Origin of the sequence: Sphingobium sp. (assembly GCA_023266575.1) — a bacterium.
In the GTDB taxonomy this organism is placed as follows: domain Bacteria; phylum Pseudomonadota; class Alphaproteobacteria; order Sphingomonadales; family Sphingomonadaceae; genus Sphingobium.
This window is the reverse complement of sequence record JAHFPV010000009.1, coordinates 82,280-106,044: the sequence shown is the minus strand read 5'-3', so window position 1 is coordinate 106,044 and position 23,765 is coordinate 82,280. Positions and strand designations below refer to the sequence as shown.

Genomic DNA, 23,765 nt, shown 5'->3' with positions numbered 1-23,765 from the left:
TCTGCAGTTACTGGTCGATGCAGACCGTCGGTTCGTCCCGCGTAGCGCTGATCTCAATCAATCGGCCAGGCGCAATTGCAGCGGGTCCAGCCCATAATCGGTCAGTTTCTTGCGCAGCGTATTGCGGTTGATGCCGAGCAGCCCGGCGGCGCGGATCTGGTTGCCATCGACAGTGGCCAGCACCTCCTGCAACAGGATCGGCTCGATAACCGCCAGCAGATCGTCATGCAGGTTGCGATTGGGCTGACCGATGCCAACGCCCAGTTGCCGCCGCGCCCAATCGCGCACGGCATGGGCCAGATGATCGGCGGGTGCGGCATAGTCGGCCGGGACCGCATCCATCGGCAGCATGTTGCGCAGGATTTCGCCGGTGATCACATTTTCACGGCTCAGCACGGCCAGGCGCTGCATCATATTCTGCAATTCGCGAACATTGCCGGGCCAGTGATAGACCATCAGCAACTGGGTCGCGTCGTCCGCCAGCGTCTTGCGCGGCAGCCCTTCCTGCGCAGCGCGTTCCAGAAAATGGCGGGCGAGCAAGATCACATCCTCGCGTCGTTCGCGCAGCGCAGGCAGGGCGATCGGCACGACATTCAGGCGATAATAAAGATCCTGCCGGAACCGGTTTTCCTCGATCAACTGGGGCAGATGCTTGTTGGTCGCGGCGATGATGCGGACATTGACCCGAACAGGTTTGGAGCCACCCACGGTGGTGACCTCGCCCGATTGCAGCACCCGCAGCAGACGGGTCTGCGCCTCCATCGGCATGTCGCCAATTTCGTCGAGGAAGAGTGTCCCGCCCTGCGCCTGCTCGAATTTACCGGCGGTGCGGGCATGGGCGCCGGTGAAGGCGCCCTTTTCATAACCAAACAGTTCTGCTTCGATCAGTTCGCGCGGAATGGCGGCCATGTTGATCGCCACAAATGGCTTGGTACGGCGCTGGCCCAAACTGTGGATCGCTTCGGCGACCAGTTCCTTGCCCGTGCCGGATTCGCCCAGCACCAGGATCGACAGGTCGTTGGACAGGACGCGGGCGATAGTACGATAGACTTCCTGCATCGCGGGCGAACGCCCGACCAGCGGCAGCCCGTCATGGGGCAGAGCGCCCTCCTCCACCTCTCCATTGGCCGCAAGCCTCGTGCCAAGCGCATCGGACACGGCGCGGGTCAGTTCGTTAAGGTCGAAGGGCTTGGGCAGATATTCAAACGCGCCCTTCTCGGTCGCGCGGATCGCGGTGTTCAGCGTGTTCTGCGCCGACAATATGATGACGCTCAGCGCCGGGCGGGCGGCGATGATGTCGGCCACCCCCTCCAGTCCGTCGCCATCGGGCAACATGACGTCGGTGATCAGCACGTCGGGCGTAAAACTGTCCATCAGCGCGGCACGCTCGCGGATCGACCCGGCGGTCTTGACCTTGTGCCCCTGCCGCCGCAGCGCTTCGCCCACCACCACGCAGATGGCGGGATCATCATCGACCACCAGCACGGTTCCCGTCGCGGCCATCACCCCATCCCCATCGGCAGCAATATGCGGAAGGTGGATTCGCCCGCCTCCGCATCGCGCGCATATTGTACAAATCCGTTCATGTCGCGGACCAGCTTGTCCACCAGCGCCAGCCCCAGCCCCTGCCCGTCGCGCTTGCCGGTGATGAAGGGATTGAAGAGATGGTCCAGAATATGTTCCGGCACACCCGGCCCATTGTCGACCACGACAATCTCGATCGGCAGCACCGCGCTGCCCTTGCCACCGCCGACCATGACGGACACGCCATGGCGGAAGGCGGTTTCGACGCGGATGCGGGGCTTGGCGACATGCTCCAATGCCTCCGCCGCATTTTTGAGCAGGTTGATCATCACCTGCACCAGCGCATCATCATTGATGTTGGCAAATGGCAGGGACGGGTCGTAACGCTTTATAATACGGACATGTTTGGCAAAGCCCGCTGCCGCAATATCGGCCGCCCTGTCGATCAGCGGATAGATATTGCCGGGGTGACATTCCAGCGTCCGATCGGTGGTGAAATCCTGCATCCGGTCGATCAGCGCGGCGATCCGATCCACCTCGTTACAGATCAGCTGGGTCAGCGCGGCATCGCGTCCGCCCTGCCCGCCTTCCAGCAACTGCGCCGCGCCGCGTATGCCCGACAGCGGATTTTTGATCTCATGCGCCAATATTGCCGCCGCGCCCATAGCGGAGCGTGCGCCGCCGGACGTGCCGCGATGACCGATCTTGCGCGCCTGGCTTTGCGCATGGAGCGACACGACCCGCCAGCCATCATGATCGACGATCGGCGCGATCATCAGGTCAACCTCCATTTCGGCGGTACGCCCGGCATGAACCTTGATGTCATAGGCCGCGATCGGCTTCTGGCTGTGCCAGATGTCGAAGCGCGCGCCTGCTTCGGCAATGCGGATGGTGCGCGCGACATCGCTGCCGACAATGGCGGAACGGGCCATGTTGAGCAGAGTTTCGGCCCGGACATTGGCTTCGGCAATGCTGTTGTCGGGCCGGACCACCAAAGTCGCCACCGGCAGCGCGGTCATCTGTTCGGGCAGCGACGGCCCGTCCTGCTGCATCCGTAGCGGCGGCACCAGCGGCAGCGTGCCGCTCATGCCGCCTGGCGCGCGTCCACCGCCTCGACCTCACCCGCAATCAGCGGTTCGTAGAAGCGAGCCAGCATGTCCAGCACCTTGTCCGCATCCGGCTCCTGATTGACCGCATGGCGGAACTCGGCCGATCCGGTCAGCCCTTTGGTGTACCAGCCGATATGCTTGCGGGCCATATTGACCCCGGTATAATTATCATAATGATCGAGCATTGCCTTATAATGCTCTATGATCACACGATATTGCTCTTCCAGCGACGGGTCCGGCACGCGTTCGCCCCGGTCCAGCCAGGCCATGACCTGACTGATCAGCCAGGGACGGCCATAGGCACCGCGCCCGATCATCACCCCGTCCGCACCGCTCTGTTCCAGCGCCATGTCGGCATCCTCGATCGAGCAGATGTCGCCATTGGCGATCACCGGCAACTTGACCGCATCCTTCACCGAGCGGATGAAGCCCCAGTCCGCCGACCCCTTATACATTTGGCACCGGGTGCGACCGTGAACAGTGATCAGCTTCGCGCCCAGATCTTCGGCAATATGCGCCAATTCGGGCGCATTGAGGCTGCTATGGTCCCAGCCCATCCGCATCTTAACGGTCACAGGCACATCCACCGCCTCGACCGTAGCCTTGATCAGCGCAGCCGCCAGCGGCAGATCGCGCATCAGCGCGCTGCCCGCGTCGCCATTGACCACCTTCTTGACCGGGCAGCCCATATTGATGTCGATGATAGCCGCGCCGCGATCCGCATTCAGCTTCGCCGCATCGGCCATTTCGGCCGGCGAGCAGCCTGCCAGCTGCATCGACACGGGTTCCTCCAGCGGATGCCAGGCGGCCTTTTGCAGCGACTGGCGCGTCTCGCGGATCATCGCGGCGGTCGCAATCATCTCGGTCACGTTGAGGCCGCAGCCATAGCGGCGCACCAGCGTGCGGAACGGCATGTCAGTGACGCCGGTCATCGGCGCCAGCACGACGGGCATGTCGATCGTCAGCGGACCGATGGAAATGGGGGAAAGCCTGCGCATGATACTCGAACGATACTGCCTAAAAAACAGGCAGCCCATAGCGGTTATTGGCCGGCGGGGCAAGCGAAGGGGTCTGGCGGGGGTGCGCCCAAGCGTCTATGCCCCGCGCCATGACTGACAACAGGCACAGAACGCTCGCCCTGCTGGTCGCCGCTGGCACCGGCAGCCGCGCGGGCGGCGACATTCCCAAGCAGTTCCGCACCGTTGGCGGCAAGGCGGTGATCGTTCATGCGGCGGACGCTCTGGCGGCGCATCAGGGCATTGACGCGATCCATCTGGTCATCGGTGCCGGGCAGGAGGCGCAGGTGCGCGCGCTGTTGGGAGATCGCGCGATTGCCGGGGTGACGCAGGGCGCGGACAGTCGGCGCGGATCGGTACGCGCGGGGCTGGAGGCGATTGCGGCGGCGGGTGGTGCCGACCGGGTGCTGATCCATGATGCGGCGCGGCCGTTTCTGCCGTGTGCGGTTGTCAATCGGTTGCTGGCAGCACTGGACGGTGCGCAGGGGGCGATCCCGGTGTTGCCGGTCGCCGACACGCTGGTGCGCGGTGCGGACGGAGCGATGGGCCAAGGCGTGGCGCGCGACGGCCTTTTCCGGGTACAAACGCCGCAGGCTTTCTGCTTCGATACGATCCTGGCGGCGCACCGTGGCTGGGACGAGGGCCGCGAAGCCACAGACGATGCGCAGATTTTGAAAGGTTGGGGCCATGACGTCATCTTGGTTGCAGGCGACGAGGGACTGGAAAAATTGACCTACCACCAAGATTTTGCCCGTGCCGAGGCCAGGCTGGCGAGCGCCCGCACGGTGCGCGTCGGCATGGGCTATGACGTCCATCGCCTCGCCCCGGATGAGGAATTGTGGCTGGGCGGCGTGCTGGTCCCCCATGATCGCGGCCTGGCCGGGCATAGCGATGCCGACGTGGCGCTGCACGCTATCGTCGATGCGCTGCTGGGCGCGCTGGCAGAGGGCGACATTGGCAGCCATTTCCCGCCGTCCGATGCGCAATGGCGTGGCGCTTCGTCCGACCGTTTTCTGGCCTATGCGGGTGATCGGGTCGCGGCGCGCGGCGGGACGATCGACCATGTCGACCTGACCATCATCTGCGAAGCGCCCAAGATCGGCCCGCATCGCGACGCCATGCGGACGCGGATCGCCGAGATACTCAGCCTGCCGATCGACCGGGTCAGCGTTAAGGCGACCACCACCGAGCGGCTGGGCTTTGCAGGGCGGCGCGAAGGTATTGCGGCACAAGCGGTTGCCACCCTCTCCCTTCCCGCGCTATCCTGATCCCATGCCAGACAGCATCCTCCCCACCATCCTGGTCGAACTTGCCGACCGGGTCATCATCGCCAATCGCCGCGCCGGGCGGACCATCGCCGTCGCCGAAAGCTGCACCGGGGGGCTGGTGTCCGCCGCCCTCACCGAAATCGCGGGCTCATCCGACGTGTTCGAGGCCGGATTCGTCACTTATTCCAATGATATGAAGGCGGAACTTCTGAAAGTTTCGCATGATGTGCTGGAAACCTTCGGCGCGGTGTCCATCGCCACCGCCTGGGCCATGGCGCAGGGCGCGCTGCTCAAAAGCCATGCCCATGTCGCCGTCGCCATCACCGGGATCGCAGGGCCAGGTGGCGGGACCGAGCAAAAGCCGGTCGGCACCGTCGTATTCGCCCGCGCCGAACGCGGGGCAAGTCCCGACAAGATCGTCGCGGACATGCGGCATTTCGACAATGATGGCCGGGGCGGCGTGCGGCTTCAGGCGGCGCTTTGCGCGCTCGAACTGCTGCTGCCCGATTCGCCCGGCGCATAAAGCTGCCCAGCGCGGGTTTCGAACGCGCCGATCATCTTGCGCAGCGCCTTGTCGAACATCTGGCCCGCCAGCATCTCGAACAGGCGATTCTTGAAGGCGAACTCGACCTCAAAATCCACCAGTACCCCGCCCTGCCCGTCATCACGGAAGTGCCACTCATTGTGCAGATGCTTCAACGGGCCATCGAGATAATCGACCCGGACATGGTCGGGCCGATGCTTGTGGACGCGGGAAGTGAAGCTTTCCTTGATCCCCTTGAACCCCACGATCATGTCGGCGACCATTTCCGAGTCGCTGTTCGACCGCACCCGGATCGCACTGATCCAGGGCAAAAATTCGGGGTAGCGCGCGACATCCGCCACCAGATCGAACATCTGGGTCGGGCTGTAGGGCAGATGCCGGGTCTCTTCATGCCGGTGCATGATTTACCGGGCAGCCTTGGCCAGCTTCGCCTCACGCGCGGCGCGCATTTCGGCGAAATCCGCGCCCGCATGATAGCTTGACCGGGTGAGCGGACTGGACGCCACCTGCAGGAAGCCCTTGGCCCGCGCGATCGCGGCATAGGCGTTGAACGCGGCCGGGGTGACGAACTCGATCACCTTGGCGTGCTTGGGCGTGGGCTGGAGATATTGGCCCATGGTCAGGAAATCGATGTCGGCCGACCGCATGTCATCCATCACCTGATGCACTTCAAGCCGCTCTTCGCCCAGCCCCAGCATGATGCCGGACTTGGTGAAGATGGACGGGTCGAGCCGCTTGACCGACTCCAGCAACCGCAGCGAGGCATAATAGCGCGCGCCGGGGCGGATGGTCGGATAGAGACGGGGCACCGTCTCCAGATTATGATTATAGACGTCGGGTCGCGCCGTGACGATCATCTCGACCGCGCGTTCATGCTTGTTGCGGAAGTCCGGCGTCAGGATTTCGATCGTCGTGTTCGGCGTCGTCCGGCGCAGCGCCTCGATCACCTTGACGAATTGCGATGCGCCGCCATCGGGCAGATCGTCACGATCGACCGAGGTGATGACGATATGTTCCAGCCCCATTTCGGCGCAGGCATCGGCCAGATTTTGCGGCTCGTTGACATCGACCTTGCGCGGCATCCCGGTCTTGACGTTACAGAACGCACAGGCCCGCGTGCAGACGTCGCCCAGGATCATCACCGTCGCGTGCTTCTTGGTCCAGCATTCGCCGATATTCGGGCAGGCCGCTTCCTCACACACCGTGTTCAGCCCCTTGTCGCGCATCAGTTTGCGCGTCTCATGATAGGCCGGGCTGGTCGGTGCCTTGACGCGAATCCAGTCGGGTTTGCGCGCGCGCTCCGGCTTGACAGGGTCACCGGGCATGGGGATCGGGGCGATGTCGTTCATCCGCCCCAGATAGCGATCCAGCGCTCCAGTTGCCAGTCCCCATATGGCCATACTTGCCAGCATCCTTATTGTGCGGCACAGACCGGCGCATGGCTGATTTTTCCAACATGATCGAAGGCTATCGCCGCTTCCGCCAAACCGGCTGGACTCAGCAGCGGGCGCGATGGGACGAACTGAGCGAAGGGCAAAGCCCCAGGGTGATGATCATCGCCTGTTCCGACAGCCGGGTCGATCCCGCGCAGATTTTCGACACCAACCCCGGCGAGATTTTCGTCGTCCGCAATGTCGCAGCTTTGGTGCCGCCGTTCGAGACGACACCGGGTCATCATGGCGTATCGGCGGCGCTGGAATTTGCCGTGCAGGTGCTTCAGGTCAGCGAAATCATCGTCATGGGCCACGGCAAATGCGGGGGTTGCAAGGCGGCGCTCAGTCATGATCTGAAGGATGCAGAGCCCGGCGAAGGCGGTTTCATCCATAGCTGGATCGAGTTGCTCGACCCGGCGCGCGACACGGTGATTGCGCGCTATGGCGACGACCGCAGCCGGGACGTCGAACGGGCGATGGAGCAGGAAAGCGTCAAGGTGAGCCTGGCAAACCTGCGCACCTTCCCCTGCGTCCGGTCCAAGGAGCGCAAGGGCGAGTTGAAACTGATCGGCGCTTTCTTTGCCATTTCGGACGGCCAACTGCATGTCATGGATGAGCAGAGCGGCATCTTCACGCCTGCCTGAAAGGACATAGCATGACGTCACTGGACGGGCCGAGCGGCAATATCGCCCTGCTGATCGATGCCGACAATGCGTCGGCGGCCCATTTCGATCCGGTGATGACGGTGCTGGCGGAGCTGGGTACGGTCAATATCCGCCGCGCCTACGGCAATTGGAGCAAGGCGACGCTCAAGACCTGGGCCGCGCTGTCGATCGCGCAGGCGATCGAACCGCAGCAGCAGTTCGACCTGACCAAGGGCAAGAACGCAACCGACATGAAAATGACGATCGACGCCATGGATCTGATGGCGAGCGGGCGGGTCAGCGGCTTTGGCCTGATGTCGAGCGACAGCGATTTCACCCCGCTCGTCACCCGCATTCGGCAACAAGGCATCCCGGTCTATGGCTTTGGCCGGATGAATTCGCCCGAGGGTTTCCGCCGCGCCTGTACCCGCTTCATTGACGTGGTGGCGCTGGCCGCGGCCGAAGAGCCGATCGTCAGCAAGGCACCAGCCCCGGCGCGCGCGCCCAAGGCTGACGAAACCAAAGCCGCGCCCGCAAAAGCCGCGCCTCCCGCGTCTGCGCCCGCTCCAGCACCCGCCCCCGTCGTCAAGAAAGCCGTGGATGCCGAAGTCATCAAGCTGCTGATCGACGCCTATGATTCGGTCAAACGCGACGAGCGCGGCTTTGTGCGGCTGGGGTCGGTGGGCCAGCTTGCGGGCAACCGCTCCAGCTTCGACGTGCGCAACTATGGCTATAAGCGGCTGTCCGACCTGGTGCAGGCCATCCCCAACTTCATCACCGAATCGCGCGAGGGCGGTCAGGTGTGGATCAAGCGGGTGAATTGAGGCTCGATGATCCCTCTCCCTCGAGGGAGAGGGCTGCGCAGACTTGGCAGCTTGCTGCCTAGTCGAAGCCGGGAGAGGGTTTACCGCGCCAACGATAGCGCACTTCCCCTCATCCAACTTCGCCTAGCCTCACTGCGTTCGGTAAGGCTGCGTATCCTTCTCCCCCAAGGGAGAAGGCAGGACCCGCTATCCATCGCCGCCAACGCAACTTGCATAAAAAAAGGCCGATCCTGTGAAGGACCGGCCTGTAAAGTTTAGGAGAGGATGCCTGAAAGGCACCGCACTCTTCAAATATTAGCGCTAATATCGCAAGTGCGAAAAACAGCCGGGCAGTTGCAACTTTTGCAACCGCCCGGCTGAAGCATCAGATCAGCGGGTCAGCTTCTTATACGCCAACCGGGTCGGCCGATCGGCCGCATCGCCCAGGCGGCGGCGCTTATCTTCTTCATAAGCCTCGAAATTACCCTCGAACCATTCGACATGGCTGTCACCCTCGAACGCCAGGATGTGGGTGGCGAGGCGATCGAGGAAGAAACGGTCATGGCTGATGACCACGGCGCAGCCAGCGAAATTTTCGATCGCTTCTTCCAGCGCACCCAGCGTTTCGACGTCCAGATCGTTGGTCGGTTCGTCGAGCAGCAGAACGTTGCCGCCCTTTTTCAGCATCTTGGCGATATGGACGCGGTTGCGTTCACCGCCCGACAGCTTGCCGACATTCTTCTGCTGGTCCTGCCCCTTGAAATTGAAGGCGCCGACATAGGCCCGCGTCGACATGTCATGGCCATTGACCTTCACATAATCGAGGCCGTCGGACACTTCTTCCCAGACATTCTTGCTGTCATCCAGATGATCGCGGCTCTGGTCGACAAAGCCCAGGCGCACGGTCGTGCCGATGTCGATCTCGCCCGAATCGGGCTTTTCCTGGCCGGTGATCAGCTTGAACAGGGTCGATTTACCCGCACCGTTCGGGCCGATCACACCGACAATGCCGCCCGGTGGCAGCAGGAAGGACAGATCCTCGAACAGCAGCTTGTCGCCAAAGGCCTTGCTGATGTTCTTGAACTCGATCACCTTGCCACCCAGCCGTTCCGGCACCTGGATGACGATCTGTGCCTTGCCGGGTGAGCGGTTGTTCTGGCCAGCGACCAGTTCCTCGAACTTCTTGATACGCGCCTTGGACTTGGTCTGGCGGCCCTTGGTCCCGGCCCGGATCCATTCCAGCTCGTCATTGATCGCCTTCTGGCGGCCGGACGCTTCGCGGTCCTCCTGCTCCAGACGCTTGGCCTTCTTCTCCAGATAAGTGGAGTAATTGCCTTCGTACGGAAAATATTTGCCGCGATCGAGTTCGAGTATCCAGCCCACGACATTGTCGAGGAAATAGCGGTCATGGGTGATCATCAGGACCGACCCGGCATATTCCTTCAGATGATTTTCCAGCCAGGTAACGCTTTCGGCATCCAGATGGTTGGTCGGTTCGTCGAGCAGGAGGATGTCGGGCTTCTGGATGAGCAGGCGGGTCAGCGCGATGCGGCGCTTTTCACCACCCGACAGATTTTCGACCGACCAGTCGGACGGCGGGCAGCGCAGTGCCTCCATCGCGATTTCCAGCTGATTGTCGAGCGTCCAGCCATCGACCGCGTCGATCTGCTCCTGCAACGTACCCATTTCTTCCATCAGCGCGTCGAAATCGACGTCCTCCGGCGGATCGGCCATGATGTTGCTGATCTCGTTGAAGCGATCCATCTTGTCTGCGGTCTCGCGCGCGCCGTCCTTGACGTTTTCCAGCACGGTTTTGGTCGGGTCGAGCTGCGGCTCCTGCGCCAGATAGCCGACCGTGATGTTCTCGCCCGGCCAGGCTTCGCCGGTGAAATCGGTGTCGATACCGGCCATGATCTTGATCAGGGTCGATTTACCGGCACCGTTCGGGCCTACGATGCCGATCTTAGACCCGCGATAAAATTGCAGGTTTATGTTGCTCAGCACCGGCTTGGCAGCGCCGGGGAAGCTCTTGGTCATGTTCTTCATGACATAGGCATATTGCGAGGAGGCGGACATGTTCGGGCAGCTCCAACGGTAGGATAAGAGGATTTGGCGCGGAGTTAGCGGAGGCGGGACGCATTGGCAAATGGGCGATGGCTCGCTACGCTCTCACCCATGCAGAAAATTCGATCGGGCACGCTTGCCGCCCTCCTCCTTGGCAGCCTCCTCACCCCCGCCCTCTCCCATGCCGCCCCGGCAGACAGCGCCGCGATTCGCGACGCTGCGCTCAAGGATGATGTCGCATGGGATTTCACCGAAGGGCTGACCACCGAAGTCGGCCCGCGTCCGGCCGGCACGCCGCAGGAAGCGCGGGCGCGCGACTGGGCGGTGGCAAAGCTCAAGGCGCTGGGGTTCAGCAATGTGCGCGCGGAACCCTATACGATGCCGGTATGGGTGCGCGGCCGGGATGAAGCGAAGATACTCTCCCCCTTCCCCCAAAATCTGGTGCTGGCGGCGCTCGGCAATAGCGGATCGACCCCGGACAAGGGGATAGAGGGCGACGTCGTCTATTTCCCGACCATCGCCGATCTGGAAGCCGCGCCCGCCGCCAGCGTGAAGGGCAAGATCGTCTTCGTCAGCCACGATATGGCAGCGACGCAGGACGGTTCCTCCTATGGCTATTTTGGCGCGGCGCGGCGGCAGGGACCGAGCATCGCATCGAAAAAGGGCGCGATCGCCATATTGATCCGCTCGATCGGGACCGATCACCACCGCCTGCCCCATACCGGGGTGCAGATGTGGGCCGATGGCGTGACGCCGATTCCCGCCGCCGCGCTTTCGGTCCCCGATGCCGAGCAACTGGCGCGGGTGATCGCGCGCGGACAGCCGGTGAAGCTCCACCTGACGCTGACCTCGAAAATGCTCAAGGACCAACCATCGGGCAATGTGATCGCGGAAATAACCGGCACTGATCCTGGCGCTGGCATTGTCGTCGCCGCCTGCCATCTCGACAGTTGGGACCAGGGCACAGGCGCGATTGATGACGCGACCGGCTGCGGCATCGCGGCGGCAGCGGCGTTGCAGGTGGCGAAGGCCGGCCAGCCCCGTCGCACCATCCGCGTTTTGATGGCTGGCGCGGAAGAAGTCGGCGGTGACGGTGCGCGCGCCTATTATAAGGCGCATGGCGCGGAGAAACATGCGCTGGCGATCGAATCGGATTTTGGCGGCGATCGCGTCTGGCGCATCGATTTCAAATTGCCGCAGGGGCATGAGGCGCTTGCCGCGCGCATCGCAGCGGCCCTTGCGCCGCTGGGCATCGGGGCCAGCAAGCAGGAAGCGGGTGGCGGGGCCGACATTGCGCCGCTGGTGAAAGCCGGTGTGCCGGTGATCGACCTGCAACAGGATGGCACCCGCTATTTTGATCTGCATCACACGCCCGACGATACGCTGGACAAGGTCGACCCGGCGCAGTTGCGACAGAATGTCGCCGCCTGGGCGGTAACGCTGAACCTGATCGCCCATGCATCAGAAACATTGGGCGTTAACTGAACTTTTATAGTAGACAACGCCCTGTCGCGTGATTCCTTCGTTTCACCGGCGCAGAAAAGCATTGATTTGTGCAACGCACACGTTAATGCGGGTCGCTCGCGTAGGGTCACATCGTAACGTGCCTGACGCGGCATAATGCTATGGGAGCCGTACACAATGAAGAAGATCGCTGCTGTTTTCGCTTCGGCCAGCCTGATGGCCCTCGCCGCTTGCGGTGAGAAGCCGGCCAACGAAACCGCGAACGCTTCGAACGCCGTCGTGGAAAACGTTGTTGAAAACGCCGTGAACGCTGCTGAAAATGCAACGAACGCTGCTGACAACGCCGCGAACGCTGCGAACAACGCTGCGAACGCGATGTAATCTTCGCATTAGCGAGATTTCCGAAGGGCGGGCCGTATCCACGGCCCGCCCTTTTTGTTTGTGCCCAAGGGATCGGGAACATCTCCATCTGCCCATCGGTTGATTCTGAACCGCAGCAGGAGAAAATATCATGGGCAAGGGACTGCTATTATGGCTGATCGGCGTGCCGATCCCCATCATTCTGCTACTTTGGCTCTTCTTTCACTGATCGCCGATTGACGGGACGCGCGATAGGCCGCTAAGGCGCGAGGCGTCGGGGAGTAGCGCAGTCTGGTAGCGCGCCTGCTTTGGGAGCAGGATGTCGCAGGTTCGAATCCTGTCTCCCCGACCACTTCATATAAATCGCTAATGAAAATCGCGTGATCCAGGCAATATCCGCACGTTGCGCGGATAGCCATGGGTGCGGACGCGCGACATGACCGGGTGAACGGCCTTGTCGCCCGGTCCTGCTTCAATCACCGTAGCATGATCTTCTGACAGGCGATCGAGTTCAGCGGTGCGATCCACGATGCGATCAGCCATCAGGTGCAATACATCGACCGGCCCCTCCCGCACCCGCTGCACCACGCCATGCGCCTCCATCAGCCGCGCGGCCATGACCGGCAGGCGATAGCGGTCCAGCATCCTGGCCCAGAGCAGGATATTGACGATGCCGGTCTCATCTTCCAGCGTCGCGAAGATCGCATTGCCCTTGCCCGGTCGCTGCCGCACCAGCACTACCCCCGCCACTTTGGCCCGCGCGCCATTTTTCACGCTGTTCATCTGCTCGCTGGTCAGCAGCCCTTCGGCCGCGAAAAGCGGGCGCAGGAAAGTCATGGGATGCTGTTTGAGCGACAGGCGGATCAGCTGATAATCCGCCGCTACCGCTTCGGACAAGGGCATGGGCGGCAGCGCGGCGTCGGCTTCCTCCCCCAATTCGCGCGCGCGGGCGGCGGCGAATAGCGGCAGTTCGCCTGCTGGCATCCGCCGCACGTCCCAGGCCGCATCGCGCCGTTCGCGCCCGATCGAGCGGCAGGCGTCGGCATCGGCCAGCAAATGCAGCGCGCGGGCAGGCAGCCGCACCCGCCGCCCCAGTTCCTCGATCGTGGCGAAAGGACCGGATGCCGCGCGATCCGCCGCAATCGCCTCTCCCCATGCCTCGCGAAACCCGTCAATCTGGCGAAAGCCCAGCCGCAGCGCAAACGCCCCGTCCTTGCGGTGGCGCGGGACGATGTCGCCCCAGCGGCGATTGGCCGGGGTCCAATGCTTGCCCGCATCAGGATCGTCCACCGTGATCGGCTCCAGCCCATTGTCCCAGCCGCTGGCATTGACGTCGATGCCGCGCACCATGACGCCATGTTCGATCGCGTCGCGCACGATCTGCGCTGGGGCGTAGAAGCCCATCGGCTGCGCATTTAGCAGGGCGGCGGCGAACACGGCAGGCTGGTAGCATTTCAGCCAGGCCGACACATAGACCAGCCGGGCAAAGGAGATGGCGTGGCTTTCGGGAAAGCCATAGCTGCCAAAGCCCTTGATCTGGTCGTAGCAGCGCTGGGCGAAGGCGCGTTCATAGCCGCGCCGCACCATGCCGCCGACCATCTGCTCCTCAAACTCGCCGATCGTGCCGACATTGCGGAACGTCGCCATCGCCCGGCGCAATTGATTGGCGCGCGCAGGCGAAAATTCGGCCGCCGTAATCGCCAGATTCATCGCCTGTTCCTGAAACAGGGGGACGCCGTAGGTGTGGCCCAGCACGTCATGCAATTCGTCGGCGGGATAGGCTGGTGAAGGCGAAGGAAAGGACCAGCTTTTGGGCTTGCCATCGCGCGCCTCGGCCCGGCGGGCGAGATAGGGGTGGACCATATCCCCCTCGATCGGGCCGGGCCGCACGATCGCCACCTGCACCGCCAGATCATAAAATTTGCGCGGGCGCAGACGGGGCAGCATGTTGATCTGGGCGCGGCTTTCCACCTGGAACACGCCCACACTGTCGCCCCGGCACAGCATGTCATAGACCGGCGCTTCCTCCCCCGGCACCGACGCCAGCGTCATATCGCCCAGGCCATGGTCGCGCATCAGCGCAAACCCCTTGCGGATGCAACTGAGCATCCCCAGCGCCAGCACGTCGACCTTCATCAGGCCAAGCGCGTCGATATCATCCTTGTCCCACTCCAAAAATGTGCGATCCGCCATCGCCGCATGATGGATCGGCACCGTCTCATCCAGCCGGTCCTGCGTCAGCACGAATCCGCCGACATGCTGCGACAGATGGCGCGGGAAGGTCAGCAGCCGATCGACCAGTTCCTTCAACTGCATGACCAGCGGATTGCCCACGTCCAGCCCGGCGTCGCGGAAGCGCCGCTCCTCCATGCCGCTGGCATGGCTGCCCCATACTGTGCTGCCGATCCGCGCGGTCACATCCTCCGACAGGCCCAGCACCTTGCCGACCTCCCGCACCGTGCTGCGCGGGCGATAATGGATGACGGTCGCAGCGATAGCTGCGCGTTCGCGGCCATAACGGGCGTAGATATGCTGGATCACCTCCTCGCGCCGCTCATGCTCGAAATCGACATCGATATCGGGTGGCTCGTCGCGATCCTCCGAAATGAAGCGGGAGAAGAGCAGGTTATGCTTGGTCGGGTCGACCGAAGTGATGCCCAGATAATAGCAGACCGCCGAATTGGCCGCCGACCCGCGGCCCTGGCACAGGATCGGCGGATCAAGGCTGCGGGCGAACTGCACCGCTTCATAGACGGTCAGGAAATAATAGGCATAGTTGCGGCTGCGGATCAGCGCGAATTCCGTCGCCAGCATCGCATGGACCTTGTCCGGCACGCCATCGGGATAGGCCTCGCCAGCCAGCCGCAGCACTTCATGCTCCAGCCAGTCCTGCGCCGTCCACCCCTCCGGCACCGGTTCATGGGGATATTCATATTTAAGGTCCGACAGATCGAACGCGATCCGGTCCAGCACATCGCGCCACGCACCCACTGCCTGCGGCCAGTCGCGGAACAGCCGCGCCATTTCGCGCGCGGGTTTCAGGTGCCGCTCGGCATTGGCCTCCAGCCGTCGCCCCGCCTCGCGCAGGGTCACGCCATGGCGGATGCAGGTGACGACATCGTGCAACGGCCGATCTTCTGGCATCGCATAGAGCGCGTCGCAGGTGGCGAGCAAAGGCAGGCCCAGCCGCTGCGCCATCGCCGCCAGCCGGGCAAGGCGGCGGCGATCCGGCCCGGCGCGCGGCATGGTGACGCCGATCCACATCCCGCCCGGCACCGACTGCGCCAATGTCGCCAGCAGCGCTTCGTCCGCCTCCCCCGCCATGACGATCAGGACCATGTCCTGCGCATGGTCGATCAGGTCTGACAGGCGCAGGTCGCAATCGCCCTTTTGCACCGTGTCTTTGAGATTACCGACGCTCAGCAGCCGGGTCAGCCGTCCCCAGCCATGGCGATTGATGGGGTAGGCGATCATGTCCGGCGTCCCGTCGGCAAAACAGAGCCGCGCCCCGGTGACGAGACGAAAAGCCTGTGCCAGCGGCAATGCCTGCGCCGCAAGATGGCGGCGTTCAGCAGCCGACTGCGCGGTTTCGCCAGTGCGGATGCCCTGATCGTCGGCATCCTCCGCCAGCATCTTGCGTACCGATCTAAGCGCACTCCACGCCCGCACCACCCCGGCGACCGTATTGCGATCGGCTATGCCGATGCCCGCATGGCCCAGCGCCAGCGCCTGCCCCACCATATCAGCCGGGTGGGACGCGCCGCGTAGGAAACTATAATTGGTCGCCGCCACCAGTTCGGCGAAATCCGGCGCAGGCGATGGGGTTGCCGGTCGCCGCGCCCGCAACGCCGCATCCAGGGCGATGGGCCGACGCCCCTCCCCCTCCGGCCCAGGATCACGCCCCCGGCTCATGCGAACAGTCCATGCATATACCAGCGCGGCATCGGCTTGTCCGGCTCGAAGAAGCCCAGCCGGAAGATCCAGAAACGACGCCCGCGCCGGTCCTCCACCCTATAATAGTCGCGGATATGGTCGGGCGCATCACCCAGCAGATAGCGGATATCGACCTCGCCCGGATCGCTGCCGGGCCGGGGCAGTTCGATCGACACGGGTCGCCTGCGCCACCATTCCCCCGCGATCCGCTCTGGCCCCTCGAACCGGGCGACTTCGTGCAGCGCCCGCCGCCAGCGGAAGCGACGGGGCGGGCCGTCGGGGACTTCGGCGCCCAATACCTCGATCGGCTGGGGCGGATCGAACAGATGGATGGGGCGCAGCGGCGGCTCCCCCGATTGCGGCGTCGCCCACAGGTCGGACGGCGGGGCATCGAGCGCGGGCAGCGCAAATTCGGCCTGTTCGGGCATATGGCTGTCGCGCGCGCCAAAGCGGCGGACGCGGTTGCGCCCCAGCCGGGTGCTCAATCGCTCGACCAGCGCGGTCACCGCTGCCTCGCCGGTCGCGCCGCCCTCCAGCCGCAATTGCGACGCGCCCAGCGGCTCGGTCAGCGGCACGTTCAGGCGCAGCAGGTCGAAACCGAAACCGGGGTCGATCGGATCGTTGAGGCTGTCGATCCGTTCCCGGATCAACCGCATCAGCGCGGTGACATCGCGCATCGGCGCGCCGGTTTCCACGGTCAGGCGGCGCACCAGCCCGTCGCTGCGGAAAAACAGCGCCTCGAACCGGCGGCCGCCATGGCCCCTGTGTTCCAATATCTCTGCCGCCTCGCCCGCCAGTTCGGCCAGGATCGTCATCATGGTTTCGGTGCGCGCGACCGGTTCGGCAAAGCGCCGCTCGACGCCCAGCGGCGGGACGACCCGGCGCGGGGTCAGCGCGCTGTCCGCCTCCCCCACGATCCGGCGGATCGCCATCACTGCGCCCGCGCCGAAACGGGCGGCGATGGACGACATCGGGCGACGCGCGACGTCGCCAATGGTTTTCAGCCCCGCGCGGCGCAGCGCCAGCGTCGCCTCTTCATCCAGTTCCAGCGCCGCGACGGGCAGGCGGCGGATCGCGCTATCCTCGTCGCACGCAGCGCCTGCCACATAGCGCGCCAGCGCCCGCGCGCCCTCCGGCGTCCCGGCAAAGGCCAGCCGCACCGCTACGCCCAGCCGCGCCAGCCGCCGTTCCAAATCAGCCGCCAACCCCGCCTCGCCACCAAAGAGATGATCGCACCCGCTTGTGTCGAGGATCAGCCCGTCGGGCGGATCGAACGCCACGGTCGGCGTGTAACGAGTGCAGCCATCGGCCAGCCGCTCCAGCCAATCCTGATCCTCATGCGGCACATGGTCGAACAGGTCGAGGTCCGGCACGCGGGCGCGGGCGTCGGCCATCGACAGGCCGGGCGACAGGCCCAGCGCCGCCGCGGCCTCATCCACCGCCGCCAGCCGCAGCGCGCCGCGGACCTTCTCGACAAAGGCGCGGGGCCGCTCATCCTGCCCGGCGCACAAATGGGGCCGGGTCAGGCGCAACCGCTCCGCCGGGAGCCAGGGGAAGAACAGGGCGAGATAGCGGCGATGCCGGGGCGCCGGCGTCGCGATCGTCATGCTCTCCTCCTCCCCAAACCCTTCCATTAGCGCCTCGTCCATCTGTGGCAGGACGTCTGAAACATAGTCGGTCACGGTCCCACTCCATGCGCCATGGCCCGGCCGGGGGACCGGCGCGCCGACGCAGCAATTCGATTTGAAACAAGGATGCGCCCGGCGCGTCCGCCTCCAGCGCGATCGAGGGCGACGCACTGACCCGCCAGCGTGTATCGGCAGCGCTCGGCGCAGAATCGGCGGCGATCCGCAACAGAAACAGGGTGACGCCCGATGCTTCGGCGGCCAGCATCAGGCGGCGGCTGGCGGTCAGGTCCAGCCCGCGCATCGCGCCCCAGCCTTCGACCAGCACCGCGCCCAGCCCAGCGCAGCGCGCTGCCTCCGCCGCTGCATGGAGCAGGGCAGCCTCATCGGGGGCCAGCACCAGCAGCATATTGGCGGGATCGATGCCCAGTTCGACAAGCCCGGTGGCGTGCAATTGCCCAACCCGCTTCTGCATCGCTTCGGTGCGCAGCCACAGGAAAGGCCGCCCTTCTCCCGCGCGCAGGCTGAACAGGGCAGCAACGCCCGCGCCGCTGCTGGCATCTTCCGCATCGGCGAAGAGTTCATGCAGCCGCCCGCGCGCCAGCCCGCCACCCAGCGCCGCATCGACCCCGTCATGCCCCAGCGCAAACAGCGCCGCAGGCGCAGTCGCGCGGCGTGGCTCCAGCTGTTGCAGGCTCTCCCTCAACCGGGCAAGAACAGGGGACGAATCACGCATATGTTCACTATATGTTCTATCGTTCCTTTGCGCCAGTCGTCAGTATAGGAAGCGAACGCAATACCAGCCCGGCACCGCCGCCAGCGCCAGAAACGTGCCGAGCGGCACCCGCGCCGTCGCTTCTTTTGCCCGGCCCGTCACCAGCATGACGCAAAGCCCCGCCATCGCCGCGATCAGCAGGATGAAGGGCAAGGCCTGCCAGCCAAACCAGGTGCCGAGCGCGCCCAGCAACTTCGCGTCGCCCAGCCCCAGCCCCTCACGCCCCCGCACCGCGCGATAGGCCAGCGCAATCGCCAGCAGACTGCCATAGCCCAGCGCCCCGCCGATGATCCGGTCGATCAGCTCCACATCGGTCGCCCACAGGCCCAGCGTCAGCCCCATAAAGGCAAGCGGCAGCGTCAGTGCATCGGGCAGCCAATAATGCCGCCAGTCCAGCACCGCCAGCGTCAGCAGCAGCCAGCCGAGCAAGGCCCAGCCAATCCCGCCCAGATCCGGCATCGCGCCGATCGCCAGCGCGCCGATGATCGCGCAGCTCAGTTCCACCCGCCCATGCAGCGGATCGATCGCCGCGCCGCACGTCCGGCAACGGCCATGTTGCAAGAGGGCGCTGAGCAACGGGATCAGATCAAGCGGCGTCAGCGTCCGGCCACAGCCATCGCAGGCCGACCGACCCCGCGCCACCCCCCGCCCCTGCGGCCAGCGCAGGATCAGGGTGGCGAGGAAACTGCCGAAAATCGCGCCGACCACCCCGCCCAGCAGCGTCGCCAAGATCACAATGTGCCTTCGACCTTCAGCACCTGCGCATTGCCCACGGTCGCAAAGCCCGCCTGCCCCAGCGATGCCGCCAGCGTGGGATCGGCGGTTTCGACCCGCATCGTGGCGCTATAACGGCCCGACCGCCAGATGCGCAGCGCGATCGTTTCCATGCCCGATTGGCTGGCGAGCGGCAGCGACAGGGCGTCGCCATCGCAGGCGATAGCGCCCGAAAAGCCCTGCGACAGGTTCAGCCCCGGAAACTGCCCGGCCATCCGCGCCCGCACTCGTCCTTCGGCATGACCGCACCGGTCGCCGGTAAAATAGGCGGACACATCCTCCAACTGGAGGCTGGCGATCGGCAGCGGCGCGAAGGTGCGGCCTAATGGCACCGCGCCGCTCACATCATCCACCCCGATCCGCCCGAACCCGACGGTCAGCGCGCCGGATATGTCGTCGGCCAGCCCCTTGGTCCGGGCAATGTCGAACCGCGCCCGGCCTGTCAGCAACGCAAGCGGGGAGAGGCCCGCGCGGACGCTGCCCATCGGCATATCGCCCAACATCAGCTGGTCGATCCGCCCGCTCCACACCGTGCCACGCACGTCCCGCGCGGCCACGCCCAGCCGCTCCAGCCCAGCCAGCCCCAACGCGACCCGCATCGGCAAAAAGAGGAGCAGGCCGAGCAGCACGATCACCAGCAACGTAATTCGCATCCGGCGCGAGAGGATAAGGCCCATCATTGCCCCGCTCCCCGCACCAGCACCGCCTGCACCGACAGGCTGCCAGCGGTCGGCGCAGGCCGCGCACTCATCGTATCGACCCGCACCCCCTGCGCCTCCAGCGTGGCAATCCAGGAGAAAAGCGCGACCGGCCGGATCGAGGCGATGGCGATCTCCATCCGGTCCGGTCCCTGCGCCTGCACCCGTTCCAGCGTCAGCCCGGCTTCACCCGCGCCCTGCCCAACCAGCTGGTCGAGCGGCGCGGACGGGCCGCCTTCCACCGCACGGGGCAGCGCTTTCAACTGCCGCACCGCCGCGCGCACCGCCGCGTTGCGATCCGTCGCCTCCAGCAACGTATCGCGTGCCGACCGCTGCGCCCGGTCGAGCGGCATCGCCACCCCGAACCAGAGGATCACGCCTGCCAGCAGGGCGAACATCACACCCAGCATCACCTGCTCGCGGGGCGATCGTTCCGCCCAGAGTGCCTGCATCCGTTCCATCATGACCGCACCGTAATCTCTGCCAGCGTCCGCCCGCCCGGCTCCTGCGCGGGTGTCGCCGTGATCGTGAAGCCCGCCGCCTGAAGCTCGAGCAGCACGATGTTGATGTCATCCGCCTTCGCTGCCGCCAGCGTCGCGCGCAGCATTCCGTCCGGGTCGCGCGACAGGCTGGTCAGCGCCACGCCGGGCGCATCCTGCATCGCTGCCATCAGCGCCGCGACCGGCGCGGTAAAGGCCCGACCGCCAGCACCCCGCGCGGCAAGCTGCTGCTCCATCGCGCCAAGCGCTTGGCGCGCATCGCTTGCGCCGGGCACAACCTGCTGCGCCAGCGCCAGGCTCTCCGCGTCAAGCCGACTGGCCTCACGATAGCTTTTGACGATGCCGACCAGCGCAATCAGCAGCGCGGTTAGCAGGATCAGCCCGCTCCACAACGCCACCCGTTTCAGCGCACGCTGATCGACCTGCCGCCGCACCCGCTTGGCAAAATCCCCCTGCCGCAGGTCGATGGGCGGGGCGTCCAGCGCGGCGATCGCCCGTCCCTCGATCACGCCTGGCGGCACATCGACAACCGGCGCGTCGCCGATCAGCGTGGGCAAGGCCATGTCCCCGGTCAGCGCCATGTCCGCGCCCCGGAGCACCGTCACGCCACCAATGACGCCGCACGTAAAACCAGTCTCCGGCTCCGGCAGCAACAAAGGCGCTGGCACGATCATGTCGGGGTCCAGCCCATGATGCTGCGCCCAGAGCAGCCAATGCTGCATGTCGCCGCGCGCCGCCAGTGCCACGACATGGGGGCGGGCCGGGTCATCCTGCGCATCGGTCACCGCAAACAGCTGATCGGCAGGCAGGATTGCCTCCGCCAGCGCCGCCAGCCGCGCTGCCGCCCGCGCCTGCCGCACCGGCAAGTCGGGATGCAGCGTCCAGTGCAACGCCACCAGAGCCGCAGGCGGCACCAGCAACACCCGCGCCTCTTCAGGCAAAGCCGCTATACCACACGCCGCCAGCCAGTTCGCGCCCTCGCCCGACTGCACCAGCGCGCCATCGACCACCCGCATCCAGTGCGGCGGCGCATCCGCCACTTCGGGCAGAAAGACGATCAGGGCGTCGCGCGCGCTCATGCCCCTGCGCCCCAGCTGCGCCGCACCACCGTCGCCGGGCTTTCCCGCGCGTCGATCAGCGACCGCTCCATCAGCTGCGTTCCCCCGACAGTCACTGCCACGTCCACTCCGAAAAACCCCGTCGTCAATTTGACCTGCTCGGCCACCTCGGTCATCGGCGACAGGCCGGCGAGCGAGGGCAAGGCCCAGAATTGCACCGTGCTGCCGTAGCCATCCACGGGCCGCTGCGCCAGCAATTGCCGCGCCTGCGCGACGCTCAATTGCCCCGGCAGCAGCATCGCGAAGAGCGGCGCCTGTTCGGGCAGCAGCGTATTGATGTTGATCGGCGACAAATCCGTGACCGGCAGCGCGCAGACCCAGGGCCGCACCGTCGCATAGACGGCAGGTGTGATCCCGTTCACCGCACGCAATTCGCTGGCGTCGATCATCAGGCGATTGGCGGCGCGATAGGGCCGCTGCGTCTGCCCGTAAACCGCATCCTCCGCCCCGCCCGGCTGCGGATCGCCATCGCTGTCGATCCAGTCGGCCAGCCCCGCCGCCGCGCCCTGCGCCTGCCGCGCATCGACACCCAGCGCCACCAACAGCCCCTGAAATTGCGATACGCCGATAGGCCGCACTTTCAGGCTCGCCTCGCTCTCGCCACTCGCCACGCTGTTGAGGTTGAAGCAATTGCCGCCATCGGTGACCCGCGCCGTCGCGGTGCCGCCCGGCACCGGAATGCTCTGCGGCGCGCCCAGCCAGCCGCCGGCCAGCGTGATCTTCGCCGGATTGGCCGCGACCAGATCGCCGATCCGCAAGCGCGCGACCGCCGTGGCGGCATCGGCATAGGCGCGCGCCTGATCGATCGCGCCACCATTGCCGGTCATCCGCGTGGCCAGCGCCACCCGCTCCAGCGCGGTCGCGGCGACTACAGCCATCACCGCCACCAGCAGCAGCACGGTCAGCAGCGCCGCGCCCCGTTCATTGGGTTTGCGCGAATCAGACACCGGGGGCGCCTTCGATGATCGGCTTTTCGACCGGGCCGGGCGCAACCAGAAAGCGCAAAGTCACGGGCGGCTCGCCAGTGCGGGTGAGCGTCATCTCCACCGCACGGGGCAGCAGGTCAGGCTGGGTCGGGGTCCAGTCGTCGCGCCATTTGCCCGCCGCATCGCGGAATTTCAGCGCGACCGCCTCGACATCCTCCAGCAACGCCGCAGGCTCATCCCCCGCCGCGCCATCCAGCTGCGCATAGGTCCGCCGCTCCAGCCGTCCCTGCCGCACCCAATATTCCACCTTTTGCAGCGATGGCCGGGGCAGGTCGCCCAGATTGTCCCAGCCGCCGCGCACAAATTGCATCACCGGCTGATCCTCGCTTTCGTGGTGCGCCCAAAAGGCCGGTGCCAGCGTGCCGCTCTCGGTACGGGTGATGCGCGGCACCGCCTGTCCCAGATCGCCCGCCAGCGCCCCGCCCGCCCGCTGCACCGCCGCCATATCGTCCAGCCGCGCCTTGACCTGCGCCTGCGCCGACACGCTGTTGCCCAGCAGGAGAACACCGGCGCTGGCCAGCATCGCAAAGATCATCAGGGCGACGAGCAGTTCGATCAGCGTGAATCCATCGTCACCCTTGGTCTTATCACCCCCATATCCGTTCGTTTCGAGCGAAGTCGAGAAACGGCCAGCACTGTGCCAGACGTTTCTCGACACGCTCGAAACGAACGGATGTCGGTTGAGGCGCGCCACCATCACTCCACCACCCGCACAAAGCTCAGCACCACCGACGACGCGCCCGGCTGGCCATCGACAGTCAGGTCGACCTGCAACAGCCGCTGGTCGTCGGTAGGCTTGACAGTCCGGCTCCAGTGCCAGCGCCGCCCGCCATTCTCGACCTCGCCCGCTTCCTCGCCAACCGAAGGCGGCACGGGGTTGCTCTGCACATCGACCATCAGATTGCGCGCGACGATCTGGCCCAGCGCCTTGCTGTCCAGATCAGCCGCCGTGCGCAGCGTCACCCCCTGCAACCGCACCAGCGCCAGCGCCGCCAGACTGAACACCGCCAGCGCGACCAGCATTTCCAAAAGAGTGAAGCCCTGTTGGGCGGAACGCATCAAAGGCGTGAAGCCGCGCTCATTGGCACTTGAGCGTGTCCCCGCGCAGGCGGGGACCCAGTTCAGGT

Annotated in this window: 22 protein-coding genes and 1 tRNA gene; 7 read left to right on the top strand and 16 right to left on the bottom strand. The window is 65.2% G+C overall.

Translation table 11 applies throughout. The features are described 5' to 3' along the window. Nucleotides 1-57 precede the first annotated feature (57 nt). From ntrC to dusB, 3 genes are read right to left on the bottom strand one after another with little or no spacing between them, the layout of a single operon-like run. Nucleotides 58-1,503: a nitrogen regulation protein NR(I) gene (ntrC, locus tag Q0D44_RS10705; RefSeq protein WP_294136418.1), complete on the bottom strand. Its 1,446-nt coding sequence runs from the start codon at nt 1,501-1,503 to the stop codon at nt 58-60. After that, nucleotides 1,503-2,612 carry an ATP-binding protein gene (locus Q0D44_RS10700; RefSeq protein WP_294136417.1) on the bottom strand — a complete coding sequence of 370 codons (1,110 nt, stop codon included), beginning with the start codon at nt 2,610-2,612 and terminating at the stop codon, nt 1,503-1,505. Before Q0D44_RS10700 ends, ntrC begins: the two co-directional genes overlap by 1 nt. After that, nucleotides 2,609-3,631 carry a tRNA dihydrouridine synthase DusB gene (gene dusB, locus Q0D44_RS10695; protein ID WP_294136415.1) on the bottom strand — a complete coding sequence of 341 codons (1,023 nt, stop codon included), beginning with the start codon at nt 3,629-3,631 and terminating at the stop codon, nt 2,609-2,611. The genes Q0D44_RS10700 and dusB overlap by 4 nt, the downstream gene beginning before the upstream one ends. A gap of 98 nt (nt 3,632-3,729) precedes the next feature. Between dusB and Q0D44_RS10690 the strand changes: the two genes are divergently transcribed. Together Q0D44_RS10690 and Q0D44_RS10685 are read left to right on the top strand one after the other, a co-directional pair. Then, on the top strand, nt 3,730-4,917 hold the full coding sequence (locus tag Q0D44_RS10690; RefSeq protein WP_294136413.1) for a bifunctional 2-C-methyl-D-erythritol 4-phosphate cytidylyltransferase/2-C-methyl-D-erythritol 2,4-cyclodiphosphate synthase: 1,188 nt from the start codon (nt 3,730-3,732) through the stop codon (nt 4,915-4,917). A gap of 4 nt (nt 4,918-4,921) precedes the next feature. After that, nucleotides 4,922-5,440 carry a CinA family protein gene (locus Q0D44_RS10685; RefSeq protein ID WP_217672197.1) on the top strand — a complete coding sequence of 173 codons (519 nt, stop codon included), beginning with the start codon at nt 4,922-4,924 and terminating at the stop codon, nt 5,438-5,440. Here Q0D44_RS10685 and Q0D44_RS10680 read toward each other — a convergent pair. Together Q0D44_RS10680 and lipA are read right to left on the bottom strand one after the other, a co-directional pair. Then, nucleotides 5,386-5,862, bottom strand: a complete 477-nt coding sequence (locus Q0D44_RS10680; protein WP_294136409.1) for a type II toxin-antitoxin system RatA family toxin — start codon at nt 5,860-5,862, stop codon at nt 5,386-5,388. The two genes, Q0D44_RS10685 and Q0D44_RS10680, sit on opposite strands and share 55 nt — an antisense overlap. 3 nt (nt 5,863-5,865) lie before the next feature. Further along, nucleotides 5,866-6,861, bottom strand: a complete 996-nt coding sequence (gene lipA / locus Q0D44_RS10675; protein ID WP_294136407.1) for a lipoyl synthase — start codon at nt 6,859-6,861, stop codon at nt 5,866-5,868. Nucleotides 6,862-6,899: 38 nt separating this feature from the next. Here lipA and Q0D44_RS10670 point away from each other — a divergent pair, with 38 nt between their 5' ends. Both Q0D44_RS10670 and Q0D44_RS10665 read left to right on the top strand, forming a co-directional pair. Then, complete coding sequence (locus tag Q0D44_RS10670) at nt 6,900-7,538, top strand: carbonic anhydrase (protein WP_294136404.1); 639 nt, start codon at nt 6,900-6,902, stop codon at nt 7,536-7,538. A gap of 11 nt (nt 7,539-7,549) precedes the next feature. Then, nucleotides 7,550-8,362, top strand: a complete 813-nt coding sequence (locus Q0D44_RS10665; protein WP_294136402.1) for an NYN domain-containing protein — start codon at nt 7,550-7,552, stop codon at nt 8,360-8,362. Nucleotides 8,363-8,731: 369 nt separating this feature from the next. Here the strand turns inward: Q0D44_RS10665 and ettA are convergent, their stop codons facing one another. Continuing rightward, on the bottom strand, nt 8,732-10,417 hold the full coding sequence (gene ettA / locus Q0D44_RS10660; protein ID WP_294136401.1) for an energy-dependent translational throttle protein EttA: 1,686 nt from the start codon (nt 10,415-10,417) through the stop codon (nt 8,732-8,734). A 99-nt stretch (nt 10,418-10,516) separates the two neighbouring features. Between ettA and Q0D44_RS10655 the strand changes: the two genes are divergently transcribed. The 3 genes from Q0D44_RS10655 to Q0D44_RS10645 all read left to right on the top strand — a co-directional run bounded on the left by Q0D44_RS10655 (nt 10,517) and on the right by Q0D44_RS10645 (nt 12,581). Further along, complete coding sequence (locus tag Q0D44_RS10655; protein ID WP_294136400.1) at nt 10,517-11,890, top strand: M20/M25/M40 family metallo-hydrolase; 1,374 nt, start codon at nt 10,517-10,519, stop codon at nt 11,888-11,890. 156 nt (nt 11,891-12,046) lie between these two features. Then, nucleotides 12,047-12,250, top strand: a complete 204-nt coding sequence (locus Q0D44_RS10650; protein WP_119743806.1) for a hypothetical protein — start codon at nt 12,047-12,049, stop codon at nt 12,248-12,250. 254 nt (nt 12,251-12,504) lie between these two features. After that, nucleotides 12,505-12,581 (top strand) — tRNA-Pro (locus tag Q0D44_RS10645). A 14-nt stretch (nt 12,582-12,595) separates the two neighbouring features. On the opposite strand, the gene Q0D44_RS10640 is transcribed toward Q0D44_RS10645, so the two are convergent. From Q0D44_RS10640 to gspI, 10 genes are read right to left on the bottom strand one after another with little or no spacing between them, the layout of a single operon-like run. Continuing rightward, nucleotides 12,596-16,141: an error-prone DNA polymerase gene (locus tag Q0D44_RS10640; RefSeq protein WP_294136398.1), complete on the bottom strand. Its 3,546-nt coding sequence runs from the start codon at nt 16,139-16,141 to the stop codon at nt 12,596-12,598. Beyond that, a complete protein-coding gene (locus Q0D44_RS10635; protein WP_294136396.1) occupies nt 16,138-17,769 on the bottom strand; it encodes a DNA polymerase Y family protein in 1,632 nt (543 codons plus the stop codon). The genes Q0D44_RS10640 and Q0D44_RS10635 overlap by 4 nt, the downstream gene beginning before the upstream one ends. Then, a complete protein-coding gene (locus Q0D44_RS10630) occupies nt 17,654-18,523 on the bottom strand; it encodes a hypothetical protein (protein WP_294136394.1) in 870 nt (289 codons plus the stop codon). Before Q0D44_RS10630 ends, Q0D44_RS10635 begins: the two co-directional genes overlap by 116 nt. A gap of 39 nt (nt 18,524-18,562) precedes the next feature. Further along, complete coding sequence (locus tag Q0D44_RS10625) at nt 18,563-19,300, bottom strand: A24 family peptidase (RefSeq protein WP_294136505.1); 738 nt, start codon at nt 19,298-19,300, stop codon at nt 18,563-18,565. Continuing rightward, the gene (locus tag Q0D44_RS10620) at nt 19,294-20,016 is read right to left on the bottom strand and encodes a type II secretion system protein N (RefSeq protein ID WP_294136393.1); all 723 of its coding nucleotides are present in this window, start codon (nt 20,014-20,016) and stop codon (nt 19,294-19,296) included. The genes Q0D44_RS10625 and Q0D44_RS10620 overlap by 7 nt, the downstream gene beginning before the upstream one ends. After that, nucleotides 20,013-20,498 carry a type II secretion system protein M gene (locus Q0D44_RS10615; protein WP_294136392.1) on the bottom strand — a complete coding sequence of 162 codons (486 nt, stop codon included), beginning with the start codon at nt 20,496-20,498 and terminating at the stop codon, nt 20,013-20,015. Before Q0D44_RS10615 ends, Q0D44_RS10620 begins: the two co-directional genes overlap by 4 nt. Then, complete coding sequence (gene gspL / locus Q0D44_RS10610; protein ID WP_294136390.1) at nt 20,495-21,613, bottom strand: type II secretion system protein GspL; 1,119 nt, start codon at nt 21,611-21,613, stop codon at nt 20,495-20,497. Before gspL ends, Q0D44_RS10615 begins: the two co-directional genes overlap by 4 nt. After that, nucleotides 21,610-22,599, bottom strand: coding sequence for a type II secretion system minor pseudopilin GspK (gspK, locus tag Q0D44_RS10605; protein WP_294136388.1), 990 nt, complete (start codon nt 22,597-22,599; stop codon nt 21,610-21,612). Before gspK ends, gspL begins: the two co-directional genes overlap by 4 nt. After that, the gene (gene gspJ, locus Q0D44_RS10600; RefSeq protein ID WP_294136504.1) at nt 22,592-23,335 is read right to left on the bottom strand and encodes a type II secretion system minor pseudopilin GspJ; all 744 of its coding nucleotides are present in this window, start codon (nt 23,333-23,335) and stop codon (nt 22,592-22,594) included. Before gspJ ends, gspK begins: the two co-directional genes overlap by 8 nt. Continuing rightward, nucleotides 23,335-23,697: a type II secretion system minor pseudopilin GspI gene (gene gspI / locus Q0D44_RS10595; RefSeq protein ID WP_294136386.1), complete on the bottom strand. Its 363-nt coding sequence runs from the start codon at nt 23,695-23,697 to the stop codon at nt 23,335-23,337. Before gspI ends, gspJ begins: the two co-directional genes overlap by 1 nt. Nucleotides 23,698-23,765: the final 68 nt, after the last annotated feature.

Excerpts from the sequence above, each read along its gene's own strand:
- gspJ (WP_294136504.1), bottom strand. The coding sequence starts at position 23,335 with ATGGTGGCGCGCCTCAACCGACATCCGTTCGTTTCGAGCGTGTCGAGA.
- Q0D44_RS10655 (WP_294136400.1), top strand. The coding sequence starts at position 10,517 with ATGCAGAAAATTCGATCGGGCACGCTTGCCGCCCTCCTCCTTGGCAGC.
- gspL (WP_294136390.1), bottom strand. The coding sequence starts at position 21,613 with ATGAGCGCGCGCGACGCCCTGATCGTCTTTCTGCCCGAAGTGGCGGAT.
- Q0D44_RS10700 (WP_294136417.1), bottom strand. The coding sequence starts at position 2,612 with ATGAGCGGCACGCTGCCGCTGGTGCCGCCGCTACGGATGCAGCAGGAC.
- Q0D44_RS10690 (WP_294136413.1), top strand. The coding sequence starts at position 3,730 with ATGCCCCGCGCCATGACTGACAACAGGCACAGAACGCTCGCCCTGCTG.
- ettA (WP_294136401.1), bottom strand. The coding sequence starts at position 10,417 with ATGTCCGCCTCCTCGCAATATGCCTATGTCATGAAGAACATGACCAAG.
- Q0D44_RS10630 (WP_294136394.1), bottom strand. The coding sequence starts at position 18,523 with ATGCGTGATTCGTCCCCTGTTCTTGCCCGGTTGAGGGAGAGCCTGCAA.
- Q0D44_RS10620 (WP_294136393.1), bottom strand. The coding sequence starts at position 20,016 with ATGATGGGCCTTATCCTCTCGCGCCGGATGCGAATTACGTTGCTGGTG.
- ntrC (WP_294136418.1), bottom strand. The coding sequence starts at position 1,503 with ATGGCCGCGACGGGAACCGTGCTGGTGGTCGATGATGATCCCGCCATC.
- Q0D44_RS10665 (WP_294136402.1), top strand. The coding sequence starts at position 7,550 with ATGACGTCACTGGACGGGCCGAGCGGCAATATCGCCCTGCTGATCGAT.
- Q0D44_RS10650 (WP_119743806.1), top strand. The coding sequence starts at position 12,047 with ATGAAGAAGATCGCTGCTGTTTTCGCTTCGGCCAGCCTGATGGCCCTC.
- Q0D44_RS10680 (WP_294136409.1), bottom strand. The coding sequence starts at position 5,862 with ATGCACCGGCATGAAGAGACCCGGCATCTGCCCTACAGCCCGACCCAG.
- Q0D44_RS10670 (WP_294136404.1), top strand. The coding sequence starts at position 6,900 with ATGGCTGATTTTTCCAACATGATCGAAGGCTATCGCCGCTTCCGCCAA.
- dusB (WP_294136415.1), bottom strand. The coding sequence starts at position 3,631 with ATGCGCAGGCTTTCCCCCATTTCCATCGGTCCGCTGACGATCGACATG.
- Q0D44_RS10615 (WP_294136392.1), bottom strand. The coding sequence starts at position 20,498 with ATGATGGAACGGATGCAGGCACTCTGGGCGGAACGATCGCCCCGCGAG.
- gspI (WP_294136386.1), bottom strand. The coding sequence starts at position 23,697 with ATGCGTTCCGCCCAACAGGGCTTCACTCTTTTGGAAATGCTGGTCGCG.
- Q0D44_RS10640 (WP_294136398.1), bottom strand. The coding sequence starts at position 16,141 with ATGAGCCGGGGGCGTGATCCTGGGCCGGAGGGGGAGGGGCGTCGGCCC.
- Q0D44_RS10685 (WP_217672197.1), top strand. The coding sequence starts at position 4,922 with ATGCCAGACAGCATCCTCCCCACCATCCTGGTCGAACTTGCCGACCGG.
- lipA (WP_294136407.1), bottom strand. The coding sequence starts at position 6,861 with ATGGCCATATGGGGACTGGCAACTGGAGCGCTGGATCGCTATCTGGGG.
- Q0D44_RS10635 (WP_294136396.1), bottom strand. The coding sequence starts at position 17,769 with ATGACGATCGCGACGCCGGCGCCCCGGCATCGCCGCTATCTCGCCCTG.